The organism is Bradyrhizobium sp. LTSP885 (genome assembly GCF_000938305.1).
In the GTDB taxonomy this organism is placed as follows: domain Bacteria; phylum Pseudomonadota; class Alphaproteobacteria; order Rhizobiales; family Xanthobacteraceae; genus Bradyrhizobium.
Genome location: NZ_JYMT01000043.1, coordinates 198,204 through 213,622 on the forward strand (window position 1 = coordinate 198,204; position 15,419 = coordinate 213,622).

16 protein-coding genes are annotated in these 15,419 nt (G+C 63.8%); 10 read left to right on the top strand and 6 right to left on the bottom strand.

The annotated features are described in order from the left end of the window. Positions 1-54: 54 nt before the first annotated feature. From ctaD to UP09_RS34920, 7 genes are all read left to right on the top strand, one after another. Entirely contained in the window at positions 55-1,683 is a 1,629-nt protein-coding gene (gene ctaD, locus UP09_RS34890) for a cytochrome c oxidase subunit I (RefSeq protein WP_044542940.1), read from the top strand. A gap of 61 nt (positions 1,684-1,744) precedes the next feature. Then, the gene (locus UP09_RS34895; protein WP_044542941.1) at positions 1,745-2,683 is read left to right on the top strand and encodes a heme o synthase; all 939 of its coding nucleotides are present in this window, start codon (positions 1,745-1,747) and stop codon (positions 2,681-2,683) included. Positions 2,684-2,738: 55 nt separating this feature from the next. After that, a complete protein-coding gene (locus UP09_RS34900) occupies positions 2,739-2,903 on the top strand; it encodes a cytochrome c oxidase system small membrane protein (RefSeq protein ID WP_044542942.1) in 165 nt (54 codons plus the stop codon). Positions 2,904-2,908: 5 nt separating this feature from the next. Continuing rightward, entirely contained in the window at positions 2,909-3,538 is a 630-nt protein-coding gene (locus UP09_RS34905) for a cytochrome c oxidase assembly protein (protein ID WP_044543194.1), read from the top strand. Positions 3,539-3,596: 58 nt separating this feature from the next. Then, positions 3,597-4,493, top strand: a complete 897-nt coding sequence (locus UP09_RS34910) for a cytochrome c oxidase subunit 3 (protein ID WP_044542943.1) — start codon at positions 3,597-3,599, stop codon at positions 4,491-4,493. A 232-nt stretch (positions 4,494-4,725) separates the two neighbouring features. Then, positions 4,726-5,112, top strand: coding sequence for a DUF983 domain-containing protein (locus tag UP09_RS34915; protein WP_044542944.1), 387 nt, complete (start codon positions 4,726-4,728; stop codon positions 5,110-5,112). Beyond that, positions 5,109-5,873 carry an SURF1 family protein gene (locus tag UP09_RS34920; RefSeq protein WP_044542945.1) on the top strand — a complete coding sequence of 255 codons (765 nt, stop codon included), beginning with the start codon at positions 5,109-5,111 and terminating at the stop codon, positions 5,871-5,873. The genes UP09_RS34915 and UP09_RS34920 overlap by 4 nt, the downstream gene beginning before the upstream one ends. Positions 5,874-5,894: 21 nt before the next feature. Here the strand turns inward: UP09_RS34920 and UP09_RS34925 are convergent, their stop codons facing one another. Beyond that, positions 5,895-6,791 (bottom strand): amino acid ABC transporter substrate-binding protein, encoded by an 897-nt coding sequence (locus tag UP09_RS34925; RefSeq protein WP_044542946.1) that lies wholly within the window; start codon positions 6,789-6,791, stop codon positions 5,895-5,897. 17 nt (positions 6,792-6,808) lie between these two features. Continuing rightward, positions 6,809-8,131 (bottom strand): aspartate aminotransferase family protein, encoded by a 1,323-nt coding sequence (locus UP09_RS34930; RefSeq protein WP_044542947.1) that lies wholly within the window; start codon positions 8,129-8,131, stop codon positions 6,809-6,811. A gap of 235 nt (positions 8,132-8,366) precedes the next feature. Between UP09_RS34930 and gcvA the strand changes: the two genes are divergently transcribed. Further along, positions 8,367-9,272 (top strand): transcriptional regulator GcvA, encoded by a 906-nt coding sequence (gcvA, locus tag UP09_RS34935; RefSeq protein WP_044542948.1) that lies wholly within the window; start codon positions 8,367-8,369, stop codon positions 9,270-9,272. A gap of 115 nt (positions 9,273-9,387) precedes the next feature. On the opposite strand, the gene UP09_RS34940 is transcribed toward gcvA, so the two are convergent. The 3 genes from UP09_RS34940 to UP09_RS34950 form a co-directional block, all read right to left on the bottom strand. Beyond that, positions 9,388-9,717, bottom strand: coding sequence for a GlsB/YeaQ/YmgE family stress response membrane protein (locus tag UP09_RS34940; RefSeq protein WP_044542949.1), 330 nt, complete (start codon positions 9,715-9,717; stop codon positions 9,388-9,390). Between the two features lie 148 nt (positions 9,718-9,865). Then, the gene (locus UP09_RS34945; protein WP_044542950.1) at positions 9,866-11,458 is read right to left on the bottom strand and encodes a DHA2 family efflux MFS transporter permease subunit; all 1,593 of its coding nucleotides are present in this window, start codon (positions 11,456-11,458) and stop codon (positions 9,866-9,868) included. Then, positions 11,455-12,753 carry an HlyD family secretion protein gene (locus UP09_RS34950; protein ID WP_082070413.1) on the bottom strand — a complete coding sequence of 433 codons (1,299 nt, stop codon included), beginning with the start codon at positions 12,751-12,753 and terminating at the stop codon, positions 11,455-11,457. The genes UP09_RS34945 and UP09_RS34950 overlap by 4 nt, the downstream gene beginning before the upstream one ends. A 205-nt stretch (positions 12,754-12,958) precedes the next feature. Here UP09_RS34950 and UP09_RS34955 point away from each other — a divergent pair, with 205 nt between their 5' ends. Both UP09_RS34955 and UP09_RS34960 read left to right on the top strand, forming a co-directional pair. Further along, positions 12,959-13,672, top strand: a complete 714-nt coding sequence (locus tag UP09_RS34955) for a TetR/AcrR family transcriptional regulator (protein WP_052833301.1) — start codon at positions 12,959-12,961, stop codon at positions 13,670-13,672. A 165-nt stretch (positions 13,673-13,837) separates the two neighbouring features. Then, the gene (locus UP09_RS34960; protein ID WP_044542951.1) at positions 13,838-14,332 is read left to right on the top strand and encodes an SGNH/GDSL hydrolase family protein; all 495 of its coding nucleotides are present in this window, start codon (positions 13,838-13,840) and stop codon (positions 14,330-14,332) included. 24 nt (positions 14,333-14,356) lie between these two features. Here the strand turns inward: UP09_RS34960 and UP09_RS34965 are convergent, their stop codons facing one another. After that, positions 14,357-15,331, bottom strand: coding sequence for a magnesium transporter CorA family protein (locus UP09_RS34965; RefSeq protein WP_044542952.1), 975 nt, complete (start codon positions 15,329-15,331; stop codon positions 14,357-14,359). Positions 15,332-15,419: the final 88 nt, after the last annotated feature.

The window sequence follows — 15,419 nt, forward strand, 5'->3', positions numbered from 1 at the left end:
TAAGGGCGACGGGACCGCGAGGTCCGAGAGGGACTGCAAGGCAGGATTTGGAACATGGCTACAGGCGCTGCGACACACGACGATCACGCCGGGGATCACGGACATGATGATCACGCCCATCATCCGACCGGATGGCGGCGTTATGTTTACTCCACGAACCACAAGGACATCGGTACGATGTACCTGGTCTTTGCGGTGATCGCGGGCATCATCGGCGCCGCGATGTCGATCGCGATCCGCGCCGAGCTGATGTATCCGGGCGTCCAGATCTTCCACGAGACGCACACCTACAATGTGTTCGTGACCTCGCACGGCCTGATCATGATCTTCTTCATGGTGATGCCGGCGATGATCGGCGGCTTCGGCAACTGGATGGTGCCGCTGATGATCGGTGCGCCCGACATGGCGTTCCCGCGCATGAACAACATCTCGTTCTGGTTGCTGCCGGCCTCCTTCGCGCTGCTGCTGACCTCGACCTTCGTCGAGGGTGAGCCGGGCGCCAATGGTGTCGGCGCGGGCTGGACGATGTACGCGCCGCTGTCGACCTCGGGCCATCCGGGACCGGCGGTCGACTTCGCGATCCTGTCGCTGCATCTGGCCGGTGCGTCGTCGATCCTCGGTGCCATCAACTTCATCACGACGATCTTCAACATGCGCGCGCCGGGCATGACCCTGCACAAGATGCCGCTGTTCGTCTGGTCGATCCTGGTGACGGTGTTCCTGCTGTTGCTGTCGCTGCCAGTGCTCGCCGGTGCGATCACCATGCTGCTGACCGACCGCAATTTCGGTACCACCTTCTTTGCGGCCGACGGCGGCGGCGATCCCGTGCTGTTCCAGCATCTGTTCTGGTTCTTCGGCCACCCCGAAGTGTACATCCTGATCCTGCCCGCATTCGGCATGGTCAGCCAGATCGTCTCGACCTTCTCGAAGAAGCCGGTGTTTGGCTATCTCGGCATGGCCTACGCCATGGTCGCGATCGGCGGCATCGGCTTCGTGGTGTGGGCGCACCACATGTACACGGTCGGCATGTCCAGCGCGACGCAGGCCTATTTCGTCGCCGCCACGATGGTGATCGCGGTGCCGACCGGCGTGAAGATCTTCTCCTGGATCGCCACGATGTGGGGCGGCTCGATCGAGTTCAAGGCGCCGATGATCTGGGCGATCGGCTTCATCTTCCTGTTCACGCTCGGTGGCGTCACCGGCGTCGTGCTCGCCAATGCCGGCGTCGACCGCGTGCTGCAGGATACTTACTACGTCGTGGCGCACTTCCACTACGTGCTGTCGCTCGGCGCGGTGTTCGGCATCTTCGCCGGCTGGTACTACTGGTTCCCGAAGATGTTCGGCTACATGTACTCGGAGACCATCGCCAAGGCGCACTTCTGGTTCACCTTCGTCGGCGTCAATTTGGTGTTCTTCCCGCAGCACTTCCTCGGGTTGTCGGGCATGCCGCGCCGCTACGTCGACTATCCGGATGCGTTCGCCGGCTGGAACCTGGTCTCCTCGATCGGCTCCTACATCTCCGGCGTCGGCGTCCTGATCTTCATCTACGGCGTGATCGATGCCTTCGTCCGCAAGGAACAGGCTGCGAACAATCCGTGGGGTTCGGGTGCGACCACGCTGGAGTGGACGCTGACCTCGCCGCCGCCGTTCCATCAGTTCGAAGTGCTGCCGCGCGTGCAGTAATCCTGAGACAGCGCGGCGCACCCAAAGTGCGCCGTGCTTTTAAGAGAAGTGAGACCTGATCTTGTCGGTTGTCGATCACAACGCCATCGAGCTGCCCCGGATCTCCGAGGCCGAAGTGGGCGACTACATCGCGCTCTTGAAGCCGCGCGTGATGTCGCTGGTGATCTTCACCGCGCTGGTCGGGTTGATGATCGCGCCGGGTCACGTCCATCCGGTGCTGGCATTCACCTCGATCCTCTGCATCGCAGTCGGCGCCGGCGCCTCCGGCGCGCTCAACATGGCCTATGAGGGCGATATCGACGCCCTGATGTCGCGGACCGCCAACCGGCCGATCCCGCGCGGCCGGATCACGCAAGCCGAGGCGGCCACGTTCGGCATCACACTCGCCTTCTTCTCGGTGATGACGCTCGGCATCCTCGTCAACTGGCTGGCGGGCGCGCTGCTCGCCTTCACGATCTTCTTCTATGCCGTGGTCTACACGATGTGGCTGAAGCGCTGGACCGCGCAGAACATCGTGATCGGCGGCGCCGCTGGCGCGCTGCCGCCGGTGGTGGCGTGGGCGGCGGCGACCGGCTCGCTGTCGGTCGAGCCGATCCTGCTGTTCCTGATCATCTTCTTCTGGACCCCGCCGCATTTCTGGGCGCTGGCACTGTTCCGCAGCGACGACTATGCGCGCGCCGGGATCCCGATGTTGCCGATCGTCGCCGGTCCCGACGCGACCCGGCTGCAGATCCTGCTCTACACCATCGTGCTGGTCGCGGTCGCGCTCGCGCCGTGGCCGCTCGGCTATTTCGATGCAGTCTACGGCGTCACGTCGCTGGTGGCAGGTGCCGGCATGCTTTGGCTCGCCATCGAGGTCTATCGCCGCCGCGAGGGCACGGCGGCCAATCGCGCCACCCGCAGACTGTTTGCTTTCTCGATCTTCTATCTGTTCGCGCTGTTCGCGGTTCTCCTCGCCGAGGTCGTCGTCCGCGCAATTGCGCCATTTATCACGGGATAGGGGGCGCGAGGGGCGTATGGGGACGCAAGGGGCGCAAGGGATAGTCGGGTTACCAATGGACGAGAATCGCGAGCCGGACGGAATCGTCCTCACCGCGGCGCAGCTCAAGAGCCGCCGCCAGCGTTCGATTGCCATTGCGCTCGCGCTCGGCGTTCTCGTCGTGCTGTTTTTCGCGGTCACCCTGGTCAAGGGACCGGCCGTGCTGGTGCGGCCGCTGTGACCGAGATGACGAACCAGCCAACCCCGCAAGCCGCGCGCGCCAAGGTGTCGCGCCGCGGGCTGACGCGTGATGCAGTGGTCGCATCGATCTGCGGGTTCGTGGTGGTGCTGATGGTCGGCGCGTCCTATGCCGCCGTTCCCTTCTACAACTGGTTCTGCCGCACCACCGGCTTCAACGGCACCACCCAGGTCGCGACCTCGGCGCCGTCTGTGGCGCCGCTCGAGCGCACCATCTCGGTCAGCTTCGATTCCAACGTCGCGCCGGGCCTGCCCTGGAAGTTCCAGCCTGAGAACAACGAGATCGAGGTCAAGATCGGCCAGGTCGTCACGGTCTATTACACCGTGACCAACCAGTCGGCGCGCACCACCACCGGACAGGCCGCCTACAACGTCGCGCCGCTGACGGTCGGCGCGTACTTCCAGAAGCTCAACTGCTTCTGCTTCACCGAGCAGACCATGGCGCCCGGCGAAAAGCGCGAGATGGCCGTGGTGTTCTATGTCGATCCGGCGCTTGCGAAAGACAGCGAGAACGACACGCTGAAATCGATTACGTTGTCCTACACTTTCTTCCCGGTGCGCGATCCGGCGCCGAAGCCTGTCGCAGCAGGCGAGGCGGAGCAGCGCAAGGGCGGCTAGCGGTTTTTGAATTTGAGACGATACGTGCCTGAGACGGCACGCGAATGGAGAGACGGCAATGGCTGAGGCGCAAGTCAAGCATCACGACTATCATCTCGTCGACCCGAGCCCGTGGCCGGTGGTCGGCTCGATCTCGGCCTTCATCATGGCGGTCGGCGCGGTCGGCTGGATGCATCATCTGTATTCGGCCGCCCCGATCGTGTTCGGCATCGGCACCGTCGGTGTGCTCTACACCATGGCGAGCTGGTGGGCCGACGTGATCAAGGAAGCCCAGTACAAGGGCGACCACACCCGTGTGGTGCAGATCAGCCATCGCTACGGCATGATCCTTTTCATCGCCTCCGAGGTGATGTTCTTCGTCGCCTGGTTCTGGGCGTTCTTCAACTCGGCGCTGTTCCCGGCCGATGCGGTCCATGCCACCCGCGACGCGGTGTTCGGCTGCGGCGCCGGCACCGCGATGGGCGCCTGCAGCGTGCCCGGCACCTGGCCGCCGCATGGCATCGAGACCTTCGATCCCTGGCATCTGCCGCTGCTCAACACGCTGCTGCTCTTGACCTCGGGCACGACAGTCACCTGGGCCCACCACGCGCTGCTCGAGAACGACCGCCAGGGCCTCAAGCAGGGCCTGATCCTGACCGTCATCCTCGGCGCCTGCTTCACCTGCGTGCAGGCCTATGAGTACGCCCATGCGACGTTCTCGTTCGGTGGCAACGTCTATGGCTCGACCTTCTTCATGGCGACCGGGTTCCACGGGTTCCACGTGCTGGTCGGCACCATCTTCCTGCTGGTCTGCCTGATCCGCGCCTATAAGGGGCACTTCACGCCGACGGTGCACCTCGGCTTCGAATTCGCCGCCTGGTACTGGCACTTCGTCGACGTGGTCTGGCTGTTCCTGTTCATCTGCATCTACGTCTGGGGCCACGGCGCCGAAGCCATGGCCCACGGCGCGGGCTAACTTCACGTCCGACGTGCTAGGAAAGGGGCGGCCCAACGGCCGCCCTTTTTTGTTACCTTCTCCCCTTGTGGGAGAAGGTGGCGCGAAGCGCCGGATGAGGGGTCTCTATCCGCGGAGACAGACCCCTCACCCGGCTGCATCTCGTGGAGTTTATCATCGGGCGGCGCTTTGCGCCGACCCGGCGGCTCGATTTCGCCACCCTCTCCCACAAGGGGAGAGGGAAAGGATCCAGATGACGGACACACTGCCCACCGTGACCGAGAGCGCCCTGCGCGGCCTTGCCTGCAAATGTCCGCGCTGCGGCAAGGGCAAGCTCTATTCCGGATTCCTGACGCTGGCGCCGCGCTGCTCGAGTTGCGGCCTCGACTATGCCTTCATCGATGCCGGCGACGGGCCGGCGGTCTTCATCGTCCTGCTGGCCGGCGCCATCGTGGTCACATCAGCGCTGATCGTCGAGGTGAAGTACCAGCCACCATACTGGGTGCATGCGGTGCTGTGGCTGCCGCTGATCGTCGTCACCACGCTGTTGCCGCTGCGCGCGATGAAGTCGCTGCTGATCGCCTTGCAATTCCACCACAAGGCAGCCGAAGGCCAGCTGACCCGGCACGACCCGACATGAGCGACACGACAGCTCGCCGGCCGAGCGCCGCCGGCTTCGGCGTTTTCACGCTGATCATGGTCGCGGCCTTTGTCGGCCTCGGCGTCTGGCAATTGCAGCGGCGGGTCGAGAAGCACGCGCTGATCGCGATGCTCGACGCCCGTCTGGGGACAGCCCCGGATGCGCTGCCGCAGCCGTCAGCCTGGCCCACGCTGACATCGGCCAGGGATGAATTCCGTCGCGTCACCTTCACCGCAACTTACGCCAAGCTGCCGGATGCGATGGTCTACAGCTCTGGCTCCGCGGTGCGCGCGGATATCAGCGGTCCCGGCACCTGGGCGTTCCTGCCGGCGAAGCTCGCAAGCGGCGAGACCGTCGTGATCAATACCGGCTTTGTCCAGAACACGATGCAGGAACGCGGCTTTGAGGATCGTGTCGCCGGCCGTCTCGTCACCGGCGCGCCGGTCATGCTCAGCGGCTATATCCGCTTTCCCGAACCCCCGGGCACACTGACGCCCAAGGAAGATCTGCCGAAACGGCTGTGGTTCGCGCGCGACCATCGCGCCATGGCGCAAGTGCTCGGCTGGGGTGAGGTGGCGCCGTTCTACATCGACCTCGAAGCGCCGGTGCCGGACAGCGGCACGCCGAAGCCAGGACCGCTGGAGGTCCACCTCAAGGACGACCACATGCAATACGCCATCACCTGGTTCTCGCTGGCCGCCGCCGTCGTGGTCGCCTTCGGCGTCTGGTGGCGCGGCCAGTGGCGCTCCAAGGGGGCTTGAAGGAAACGCCCCTGGTCCAACCTACGGCGTAAGTGCGTCGCTCGGCGATGCGACGCGGGCCTTCATTGCATCGCTCATCGGCAGCAGCAGGTTCAGTCCCTTCGGAGGGATCGGCTGCTCGAACCATTTGGCGTAGAGCCTGTCGAATTCGCCTGATGCCATCTTCTCCCTGATCGCGGCATCGACCAGCGCCTTGAACTCCGGATCTGCGCGCCGCATCATCAGGCCGTAATAGGTCGGCGCGTAGGTCGCCGCCAGCATCCGGTACGCCTTCGGATCGGGTGCGTTGGCGACCATTCCAGCGACCAGGATGTCATCCTCGAACCATGCAGCCGCGCGGTCGGTTCGCAGCATCAGGATCGACTCGGCGTGATCCTTGGCCTGAACGATCTTCACCTTCAGCTGCTGCTCGGCAATGATCTTCTGGACCACCCCGAGATTCAGCGAACCCTGCGTGACCACGATCGTCTGCCCCTCGAGCGCCTTCAGCTCCGTAACCGGAGACGAGGCAGCGACCAGCCAGCGCGGCGAAGCGACGTAGGTCGCAATCGAGAACGACACCTGCTTCTGCCGTTCGGCGGTGTTGGTCGTGCTGCCGCACTCGATGTCGACGGTGCCGTTCTGCAGCAGCGGAATCCGGTTGGAGGCATCCACCGCGACGGCGTCGATCGCGAGCTCCGGCCGCCGCAATGCGGATCGGACCTTGTCGGCCACGGCCGAACACAGGTCGAGCGAGAGCCCAGTCGGCTTCTGGTCCGTCCCGAGATAGGCGAACGGAATCGACGCCTCGCGATAACCGAACGTGATCCTGCCGAGCTCCCTGATCTTGTCGAGGGTGGGACTCGCCGCCTGGCTCGCATGAACATCGAACGTCGCCAGCGACAGGGCGGCCAGAGCCAAGGTTGGAATGCGGATCATCTCAGCCTCTCCTGTTGCTAAGCGGTCTTGTTTCGCGACAGCTCGTCGAGGCTTTCCCTCAGAGATCGATCGAGGATTTCGACGGCCCGATCGATTTCATCGGTGGAAACGGTCAATGGTGGCGCGATCCGCCACACCGATCCGCGCTCGGGACGGCGGCGGATGTTCATGCTCAGGCCGTGCTCGAAGCACTTCTGCGTCGTCAGTCCGCCGAGCCGATGCGCCGCCTGCTTGCTGTTGCGATCGGTGACCAGTTCGACGCCGAGCAAGAGGCCGGCGCCCCTGATGTCGCCGATCTGCTCGTATTTCTGCTGCAGCCCCTCGAACTTGCTGCGCAGGTAGCCGCCCATCACATTGGCGCGCTCGACCAGCTTCTCTTTCGTGATCACGCGAAGCACCGCCAGTCCGACCTCCGCCAGCAGGGGATCGGAGACGTGGCTGGTGTAATAGGTGAAGTGATCGTCGTGCAGCTTGCTCTCGATTGCCGCGGTGGTCGACACCGCCGCAAGCGGCAGCCCGCCACCCAACGTCTTCGACATCGTCATGATGTCGGGGACGACGCCGAAATACTCCGATCCGGTCTTGGTGCCGATGCGTCCGAACGCGGTTTGTGCCTCGTCGAAGATCAAGAGCATGCCACGGTCATGAGCCGCCTTGCGCAGCGCCTCCATGAACGCCTTTGGCGGCACCAGCACGCCGCCGGCGCTGATGATCGGCTCGGCAATGATCGCCGCACCTCGCCCGCTCGACTGCATGTCGAACATCTTCAACGCGAGTTCGAGATTGGCGAGCGCGGAATCCTCGTCACTGTCCTTTACAATGTAGGGACGGTAGGCATTGGGCTCGGGGATCACGAAGACGCCGGGCGCTGGCACGCCGTAGCCCTTGCGGTCGCTCGCCATCGACACCGAGGCCGCGCCTCCGGTGATGCCGTGCCAGGAGCCGCCGAGCACCAGCACTTCGTAGCCGCCGGTATACATCTTGGCCATCCGCAACGCGACTTCGGTGGCTTCCGAACCGGTGTTGATGAAGATCGAGCGCTTGAGGTCGCCCGGCAACCAATCCGTGGCGAGAACCTGGGCCAGTTCGGCGACCACCTCGGGGATCATCCCGCTGAACAGATGGAAGGCCTTCTTGCCGGCGCGCTCTACCGCCTCGACGATTGCCGGATGGTTGTGACCGATCGTGGCGCACATCTGTCCCGAGGTGAAATCGAGATATTCGCGGCCGTCGCTGTCGGTGACGATCGTCCCCTTCGCCGAGGTGAAGAGGTTCGGGAAGACGTCCCCGCCATACCGGACAAGGAATTCGTCGGCGGCGGCTTTCAGCGCTGAAGTCATGGGCTCTCCTCGGGCAGGCGGCATAGCGCTGCCGCCGCATGGCAATGCGGCGCGGCACCGTTGAATCCGCCTGATGTTCGCGGGTCGGTTTTCGGGGCAGGTATCTGTTGCGTCAGGGCTGTCGCGGTACGAGAATTGCCTGAGCTAACGGCAATATTCGTAATGAGCGGCCATCATGCGCGCCACATCAAAAAACTCAGCAGCCGGTGAGGGGGAGTCACCTCCTCGACCGCGCATGCCGCCGCTCAAGGCGCTGCTGGCGTTTGAGGCGGCCTCGCGGCATGGCAGCTTCAGCCGTGCCGCCGACGAACTGGGCGTCACACCATCGGCCGTCAGCCACCACATCCAGAACCTCGAGGACTTCCTCGGCGTTCAGGTGTTCTCCCGGCACGCCGGCCGCGCTGTTCTCACCAACGCGGGCCGGGTCTACGCCAGCGAGATCGAGCGTGCGTTCGGAACCATTGTGGGCGCGACGCGACTGGTGGCGCCGCAGTCGCAGCGCGACCATCTGTTCATCGCCAGCGGACCGAGTTTTGCCGCCAAATGGTTGCAGCCGCGGATCGGCAATTTCATCGAGCAGCACCCGGAGATCGGGATCAGGCTGTCGACGATCACGGACTTGCGCGAGCTCGAAACCACGCGCTTCGACCTCGCACTCGCCTATGGCTGCCCACCCGCCGGCAATGGCCGGCAGATCGAGCCGTTGCTGGCGGAACGCTTGCGCCCATTATGCAGTCCACGGCTGATCGAACAGGTCGGGCTGCGCGCGCCGGCCGATCTCGCCCGCGCCACGTTGATTCATTCCTCCAATGCCCTGACCTGGACCGACTACTTACGAAAGGTCGCAGGCTCGAACATCAAGGCCCATCACGAACTCTGGTTCGATCGATCCACCATGGCGATCGACGCGGCGGTCGAAGGGCTCGGCGTGGTGCTGGAGAGCGAGCTTCTCGCCGCCGACGAACTGAAAAAGGGCACGCTCGTCGCGCCCTTCGATCACCGGAGCATGGAGGTCGAAACCGTCACCTACTATCTTGTGCGCTCCGCCGAGGCCAAGGGCCGCAGCCATGTCACGGCGTTTGAAGCCTGGTTGCGCGGCCAGCTCTCGGCCGCGAACCTGCGGATGACCACCTTGGCTTGACGCCACGATAGTTGGTCCGCCCGGGAGCTGCGCGCGTTCAGTCAAACCACCGCGGCGGATATGAAGGTCCCAAGTGGCACGTCGAGCCCGTAAGCCAAGCTGTGGGTTGCGTACATTACCAACGTCCGCCCCATCCGCCTCGCCACCTGTTTCCCCAGCCACCTCGCCAGCTGCTGCCCCATCCGCCGCCGCCACGAACGAGCCGCACGACAAGGAGCAGCAATACCGCACCGATGGTGGCGTTGACGATCGCACTGACGACGCCGGTCCCGAGATGGATGCCGAGCTGAGGCAACAGCCAGCTTCCGATAAAGGCGCCGAGAATTCCCACGATCAGGTCACCGATGAGTCCAAAACCGGTCCCTCGCACAATCTGTCCCGCCAGCCAGCCTGCGACGAGACCGACGAATAACACGACCAACAGGCCTTCACTCGACATATTCATGTGCCACCTCTGCGCGGTGCGTCGAGATTCCAACGGCCCTGACGATGGCTGTAAGCTGATCCCGCCGCGTTCGGGGATCAGTTCACAACTGCCCCCGCGACCAAGGGTTCCGCGACGACAACCTATATTTGAACAGCTCTATTTAAACTCAATGGCCCATATTGACGGCACCACCAAGTTTGACCTTGCGCAGCGTCAGCGCGAGCGGCACGGCCGACAGCGAGATCAGCATCAGCACCCAGAACGCATCCATATAGGCAAGGAATGACGCCTGGTTCTGCACCTGCTGTCCGATCCACTGGATCGCCTGATCGTGCGCCTGCGCCAGCGAGCTGCCATGGCCGGCGAAGAAGTTCGTGATCTGCTGCAGCGTATCCTGATATTGCGGGCTCGACGGGACCACCTGCTCGACAAGCCGGTTCTGGTGGAACTGCTCGCGATGCGTCAGCACGTTTGAAACGACGGAGACGCCGATCGAACCGCCGGTGTTGCGCGCCGCGTTGATCAAAGCGGAGGCCTGGTCGGTCTTGGATGGCGGAATGCCGTCATAGGACGCTGCCATGATCGGAACGAAGATCAGCGGCAGGCCGACGCCGAGCAGCATGCGCGAGCGCGCCATGAACCAGAAGCCGAGATCGCCGTACACGTTGGTCATGCTGTACATCGAGAGCGCGATGACAACAGCACCGGCGACGATCAGATATTTGGGCTGCACTTTCGCGGCGAAACGGCCGACGACGAACATCATCGCCATCGTGACCACGCCGCCGGGCGACAGGACGAGGCCGGCCCAGGTTGCGGTGTAGCCAAAGTCCTGCTGCACCAGCTGCGGCAGGAACTGGGTGGTCGCGAGCAGGATGGCGCCGGTTGCCAGCATCACCAGGAAGCAGGCGCCGAACTGCCTGGACGCCACCATCCGCAAGTCGATCATCGGATTGCGGCGCGTCATCTCCCACGGGATCATCAGTACGAACGCCGTGCCGCAGATCACTGCGAAGGTGACGATAAAGGGTGAACCGAACCAGTCGTCCTCCAGGCCGCGGTCGAGCATGACCTCGAGCGCGCCGAGGAAGGTTGCAACCAGCGCGAAGCCGATGACATCGAATCCGTTATCCTGCCGTGGCTGTTCGTCCTTCTTGGCGGGCTCGTGCAACACCGCCGCGATCAGGGCGATCGCAAACACGCCGACCGGCGCGTTGATCAGAAAGCACCAGTGCCAGGAGAGATTGTCGGACAGCCAGCCGCCGAGCGTCGGCCCGACCACCGGCGCCACCACCACGGCAACGCCGAACACCGCAAAGGCCTGACCGCGTTTGGCCGGCGGGAATGCGTCGGCCAGGATCGACTGGGCCACCGGCACCATGCCGCCGCCGCCAAGACCCTGCAGAATACGAAACAGCAACAGCGCGTTCAGATTGGACGCAAACCCGCACAGCACCGAGCTGACGGTGAAGATCCCGAGGCAGATCAGAAAGAACCGCTTGCGCCCTAGCATTTTGGCAAGAAAGCTGGAGGCGGTCAGGATGATCGCGTTGGACACCAGATAGGAGGTGACAACCCAGGACGCTTCGTCCTCGCTCACGCCCATGCCGCCCGCGATATAGGGCAGCGCCACATTGGCGATGGTGGTGTCGAGCACCTCCATGAAGCTCGCGAGCGCGACCACGATGGCGATCAGCCACGGGTTCGGGGCGATGCTGGGGACGGAGAAACCCTTGGCGTCGATCGCGGCAGCGCTCATAGGAACCTCCGGCGACTCAGACTTCCAAGGCGCTCGACGAGCGACGGCGAGGCGTCGATCCGCACCGTCGGCACCACAGACATGCCCGGGCCGAGCGCGACGTCGGTCGGCGGGTTGTCCATCACGATCTTGACCGGCACGCGCTGGACGATCTTGACGTAATTGCCGGTGGCATTCTGCGCCGGCAGCAGCGAGAACGCGGTGCCGGATCCGGGTTGAACGCTCTCGACATGGCCGTTGATGGTGCGTCCCGGATAGGCGTCGATCTTCAGCGTCACCTTCTCGCCGGGCCGCATCCGGTCGAGCTGGATCTCCTTGAAGTTCGCCGTCACCCAGATCTCATCAGGTACGAACATGGTCAGGTTTGTGCCGGTTTGTGCGAACTGGCCGATGGCGGCCGAGAGGTTGGCGACGCGGCCGGGCTGGGCGGCCGTGACCGTCGTGTACGACAGATTGAGTTGTGCCTGGTCGCGCTGGGCCTCGGCCTGCGCGAGGCTTGCGACCGCGCTCTTGCGTTGTGCCTTGAGCGACTCGACCTGCCGCTGCGCCAGATTCAGCGTCGCCTTCGCGCTCAGAAGCGCGGACTGCTGCTGATGGAGTTGCGAGGTATATTGTTCGGAGTTCTGAACGGTGCCATAGCCGGTCTGCTCCAGATGCTGGTAGCGCGCCGCCTGTTGCTGGGCGAACACCAGCGCCGCGTCCGCCTGATCTACCTGCGCCTGGTTGGCGGCAATCTGGGCCTGCTGCACGTCGAGTTGTGCGTCGATGTTCTCGATGCTGGCGCGCGCGGCTGCGACCTGAGCCTCTGCCTGCGCCAGCGCGACGCGATAGTCGCGGTCATCGAGACGGGCGATCACGTCGCCGGCGGCAACATGCTGGTTGTCGGTGACGGGAATGGCGGTGACGTATCCGGACACTTTGGGCGCGAGCGCGAACTGCCGCGCCGCGACGAAGGCGTCGTCGGTCGATTCGAAATGTCTGGTGTAGTCCATATAGAGATAGCCACCGCCGATCGTGGCGGCGAGCAGCACGGCGCCGATCGCGGAGACCACGGGCCGCCGGCGCAGGAAACTGCCCTGGCGCACTTTGCCGTCGGCCTGCTGTTCAACGGCTTCCGGCCGAACGGGAGAGGCAGGCTGCTTGCCGACCGGGCTTTCCCGCGGGGACGGCGCCCGCGCGGCGGGCTCCTGCTTGTCGGACCCGACGCTGGGCGCATCCAAGGCCGCAATAGGCGGCGGGCTTTCAACGCTCTCAACCCGCGGTTCGCCCCGTTCCAAAACACTGTCTTCGAACATGATCGCTGCTCCTGCTACCGGGCGAGGTCAGCGAGGGCCTCGCATAAAGGAACGGAACCGTTCCGTTCTGTGCGACAAGTAGTCCCGTCGAGGATGCGCGTCAATAGGAACGGAACCGTTCCGTTCTATTTACAAGAAGATGTGATTACGATAAATTGGGACGCGCAGCCGGCCCGCCGGCAGGACGGAACCCGGTGCAATCGTGATGAACACCAGCGACGTGAAGGCGATACCAGCGCCGCGAGCAAAGCGCGCCGCGGTGCGCTTTGGCCGACCGCCGAAGGAGCTTGCCGGAGAGGTGGATGCGCGCATCCTCGATGCGGCGCGACGGGTCTTCCTGCAGCGCGGGTTCGAAGGCGCCAGTATCGACGAGATCGCCGAGGTCGCGCGCTCCGGAAAGCGCACGATCTATGCGCGCTTCGAAGACAAGCGGGCGCTGTTCACCGAGGTGGTGACGCGGGACATTTTGCGCATCGCCGAATTCAAGACCAAGCCGCCGACCGGTGTGACAATCGAGGAGCGCCTCACGAATGCGGCGGCCACGCTGCTGCATTGGGGTTTCGACCCCGACAGGATCGGACTGATGCGGCTGGCGATCGCGGAAGCGAACCGCTTCCCCGATCTGGCCGCCGGCGTCAACCAGAGGGCGCGCGAGCTCAGTACCGAACTCGGGGCTGACCTGCTGCGCGAGCTGACACGGTCCGACCAACTTGGATCGCTGCCGGCCTTCGCGCCCGAGCACCTCGCGACGACCGCGAGGCTCTTCCTCGATATTATCGCCGTACCCATGCTGCTCAGGGCACTGTTCGTGGTTGATCTCAAGACGCTCGACCCGGAGATCGACGCGCATGTGGCGCGCGGGGTTACGTTCTTTCTTGCAGCCTGCCGCAACGGCGGCGTTGAGGGCCGCCAGGAATAGGCCCATTTTTTTGGCGACGCACTTTCCGGCACAGCACCGCTGAAGCCTGACACTGGCCACTGCACGATTGTGCAGCGAGTCAGGTCTAGCTACATTTTTGGCCTGAATTCGAAGAGCGCGGAAGGGGCGGCCATGCACGCAGGCACAAGAACTCTTTTCGCCGTGATGCTCATCGTATCAGGCCTTGTCCTGTCAAACCCGGCTTCGGCGCAAATCGTCGCGCTTGGCGCCAGCAACACCCAGGGCAAAGGCGTCGCCTCATCGGAGGCTTGGCCGGCTCTGTTGGAGGGCATGCTGCAGGCCAAAGGCAGGAGTGTTCACGTCACGAATGCGGGAATCAGTGGAGACACGACGGGCGGAATGCTGGCGCGCCTCGACAGTTCGGTGCCGGAAGGTACGACTCTCGTGATCCTGAATTTCGGTGGCAATGATTTCAAGCGCGGCCGGCACGGCAACGGGCCGATCGTCACCCCGGAAGACAGGCAAGCCAACATTGCAAGAATTCTCGGGGAGCTTCACCGGCGTCACATCCGCACGGTCGCCGCCGACGGGATCATCAACTCGGCGCGAGCCGCAGGCATGGTCCAGCCCGACCATATTCACCTGACCGCCGCCGGCCATCAGCGCGTCGCCGGTCAGTTGATCGGGATGGTCAGATAAACCCAGATCGAACGAGAGCCAGCCCTAATCGAACCAGCCGCGCCGCTTGAACCACAGTAGCGGCAATATCCCGCTGGCAATGATGGCCGCGCAGGCCAGCGGATAGCCGAACGTCCAGTTCAGTTCCGGCATGGTCTTGAAATTCATGCCCCAGACGCCGGCCAGAATGGTTGGGGGAACGCCGACGACGGAGACGATGGTCAGGATCTTGAACAGGTCGTTCTGCTGGATGTTGATGAATCCGAGAATGGCGTCCAGCAGCAACTGGATCTTGTCCGACAGGCGCGACTCATAATCGCTCAGCGAGGCGACATCCCTGGAGACGGCTTCCAGCCGCTTCTTCGACGCGGCTGTGATCCATTCATTGCCAACGTCCTCGGCGAATCCTGCTATTCGGCCGACGCCAAGCAGGACGTCGCGCGCTTTCGCCAAGCGATCGGCCAATTCGCCGACGCTCTCCAGCGCCTCGCGCAACCGGCGGCTGGAGCGGACCGGGCGCCGGGTTCGCACCAGGCCGCCCTTGAAGACGGCCCTCGACAGCTGATCGGCCTTGGCGCCCAGATGTTCCAGCACGTCGGCGCCACGATCGACCATGGCCTCGAGCAATGCGGTGAACACGCACATGCCGTTCTGCAGGCTGTTGTCCGAATCTATTCGCTTCATGACGGTGTCGAAGGCCGGCATAGACGCAAACCTCACCGTCACCAGCACCCGCGGGCCGATGATAAAGCCGACATTGGTGATCTCGGCTTCGTTGTTCGTATCGAGCCGCACCGCTGGCGAGCTGAGATAAAGCCGATCATGATCGGCGATCAGGCGGCTAGATGCCTCGATCTCGCTCAAGGCATCTTCCGTCGGCACACGTATATTGAGCCGGCTCTCGACGAACTGCTTTTCGTCCGCGGAAGGATCAAGCAGATCAATCCAGATAATCCCGGGCGGCAACTCAGCCCCGATGCTTTGCCAATCATCGGTCGCCCACCTGTACAGCGTCAGCACGCATCAAACTCCATCATCTCATATTGTGGCCGACGACAATAGCGAGGCTTGGAAAGCTGTTCCAGCTCTCGTCATTCCGGGGCTCGCG

What these genes read in the sequence shown, in the direction of transcription:
- ctaD (WP_044542940.1), top strand. Translation starts at nt 55, where the DNA reads ATGGCTACAGGCGCTGCGACACACGACGATCACGCCGGGGATCACGGA.
- UP09_RS34900 (WP_044542942.1), top strand. Translation starts at nt 2,739, where the DNA reads ATGGACGAGAATCGCGAGCCGGACGGAATCGTCCTCACCGCGGCGCAG.
- UP09_RS34905 (WP_044543194.1), top strand. Translation starts at nt 2,909, where the DNA reads ATGACGAACCAGCCAACCCCGCAAGCCGCGCGCGCCAAGGTGTCGCGC.
- UP09_RS34910 (WP_044542943.1), top strand. Translation starts at nt 3,597, where the DNA reads ATGGCTGAGGCGCAAGTCAAGCATCACGACTATCATCTCGTCGACCCG.
- UP09_RS34915 (WP_044542944.1), top strand. Translation starts at nt 4,726, where the DNA reads ATGACGGACACACTGCCCACCGTGACCGAGAGCGCCCTGCGCGGCCTT.
- UP09_RS34920 (WP_044542945.1), top strand. Translation starts at nt 5,109, where the DNA reads ATGAGCGACACGACAGCTCGCCGGCCGAGCGCCGCCGGCTTCGGCGTT.
- UP09_RS34925 (WP_044542946.1), bottom strand. Translation starts at nt 6,791, where the DNA reads ATGATCCGCATTCCAACCTTGGCTCTGGCCGCCCTGTCGCTGGCGACG.
- UP09_RS34930 (WP_044542947.1), bottom strand. Translation starts at nt 8,131, where the DNA reads ATGACTTCAGCGCTGAAAGCCGCCGCCGACGAATTCCTTGTCCGGTAT.
- gcvA (WP_044542948.1), top strand. Translation starts at nt 8,367, where the DNA reads ATGCCGCCGCTCAAGGCGCTGCTGGCGTTTGAGGCGGCCTCGCGGCAT.
- UP09_RS34940 (WP_044542949.1), bottom strand. Translation starts at nt 9,717, where the DNA reads ATGAATATGTCGAGTGAAGGCCTGTTGGTCGTGTTATTCGTCGGTCTC.
- UP09_RS34945 (WP_044542950.1), bottom strand. Translation starts at nt 11,458, where the DNA reads ATGAGCGCTGCCGCGATCGACGCCAAGGGTTTCTCCGTCCCCAGCATC.
- UP09_RS34950 (WP_082070413.1), bottom strand. Translation starts at nt 12,753, where the DNA reads ATGTTCGAAGACAGTGTTTTGGAACGGGGCGAACCGCGGGTTGAGAGC.
- UP09_RS34955 (WP_052833301.1), top strand. Translation starts at nt 12,959, where the DNA reads ATGAACACCAGCGACGTGAAGGCGATACCAGCGCCGCGAGCAAAGCGC.
- UP09_RS34960 (WP_044542951.1), top strand. Translation starts at nt 13,838, where the DNA reads ATGCTCATCGTATCAGGCCTTGTCCTGTCAAACCCGGCTTCGGCGCAA.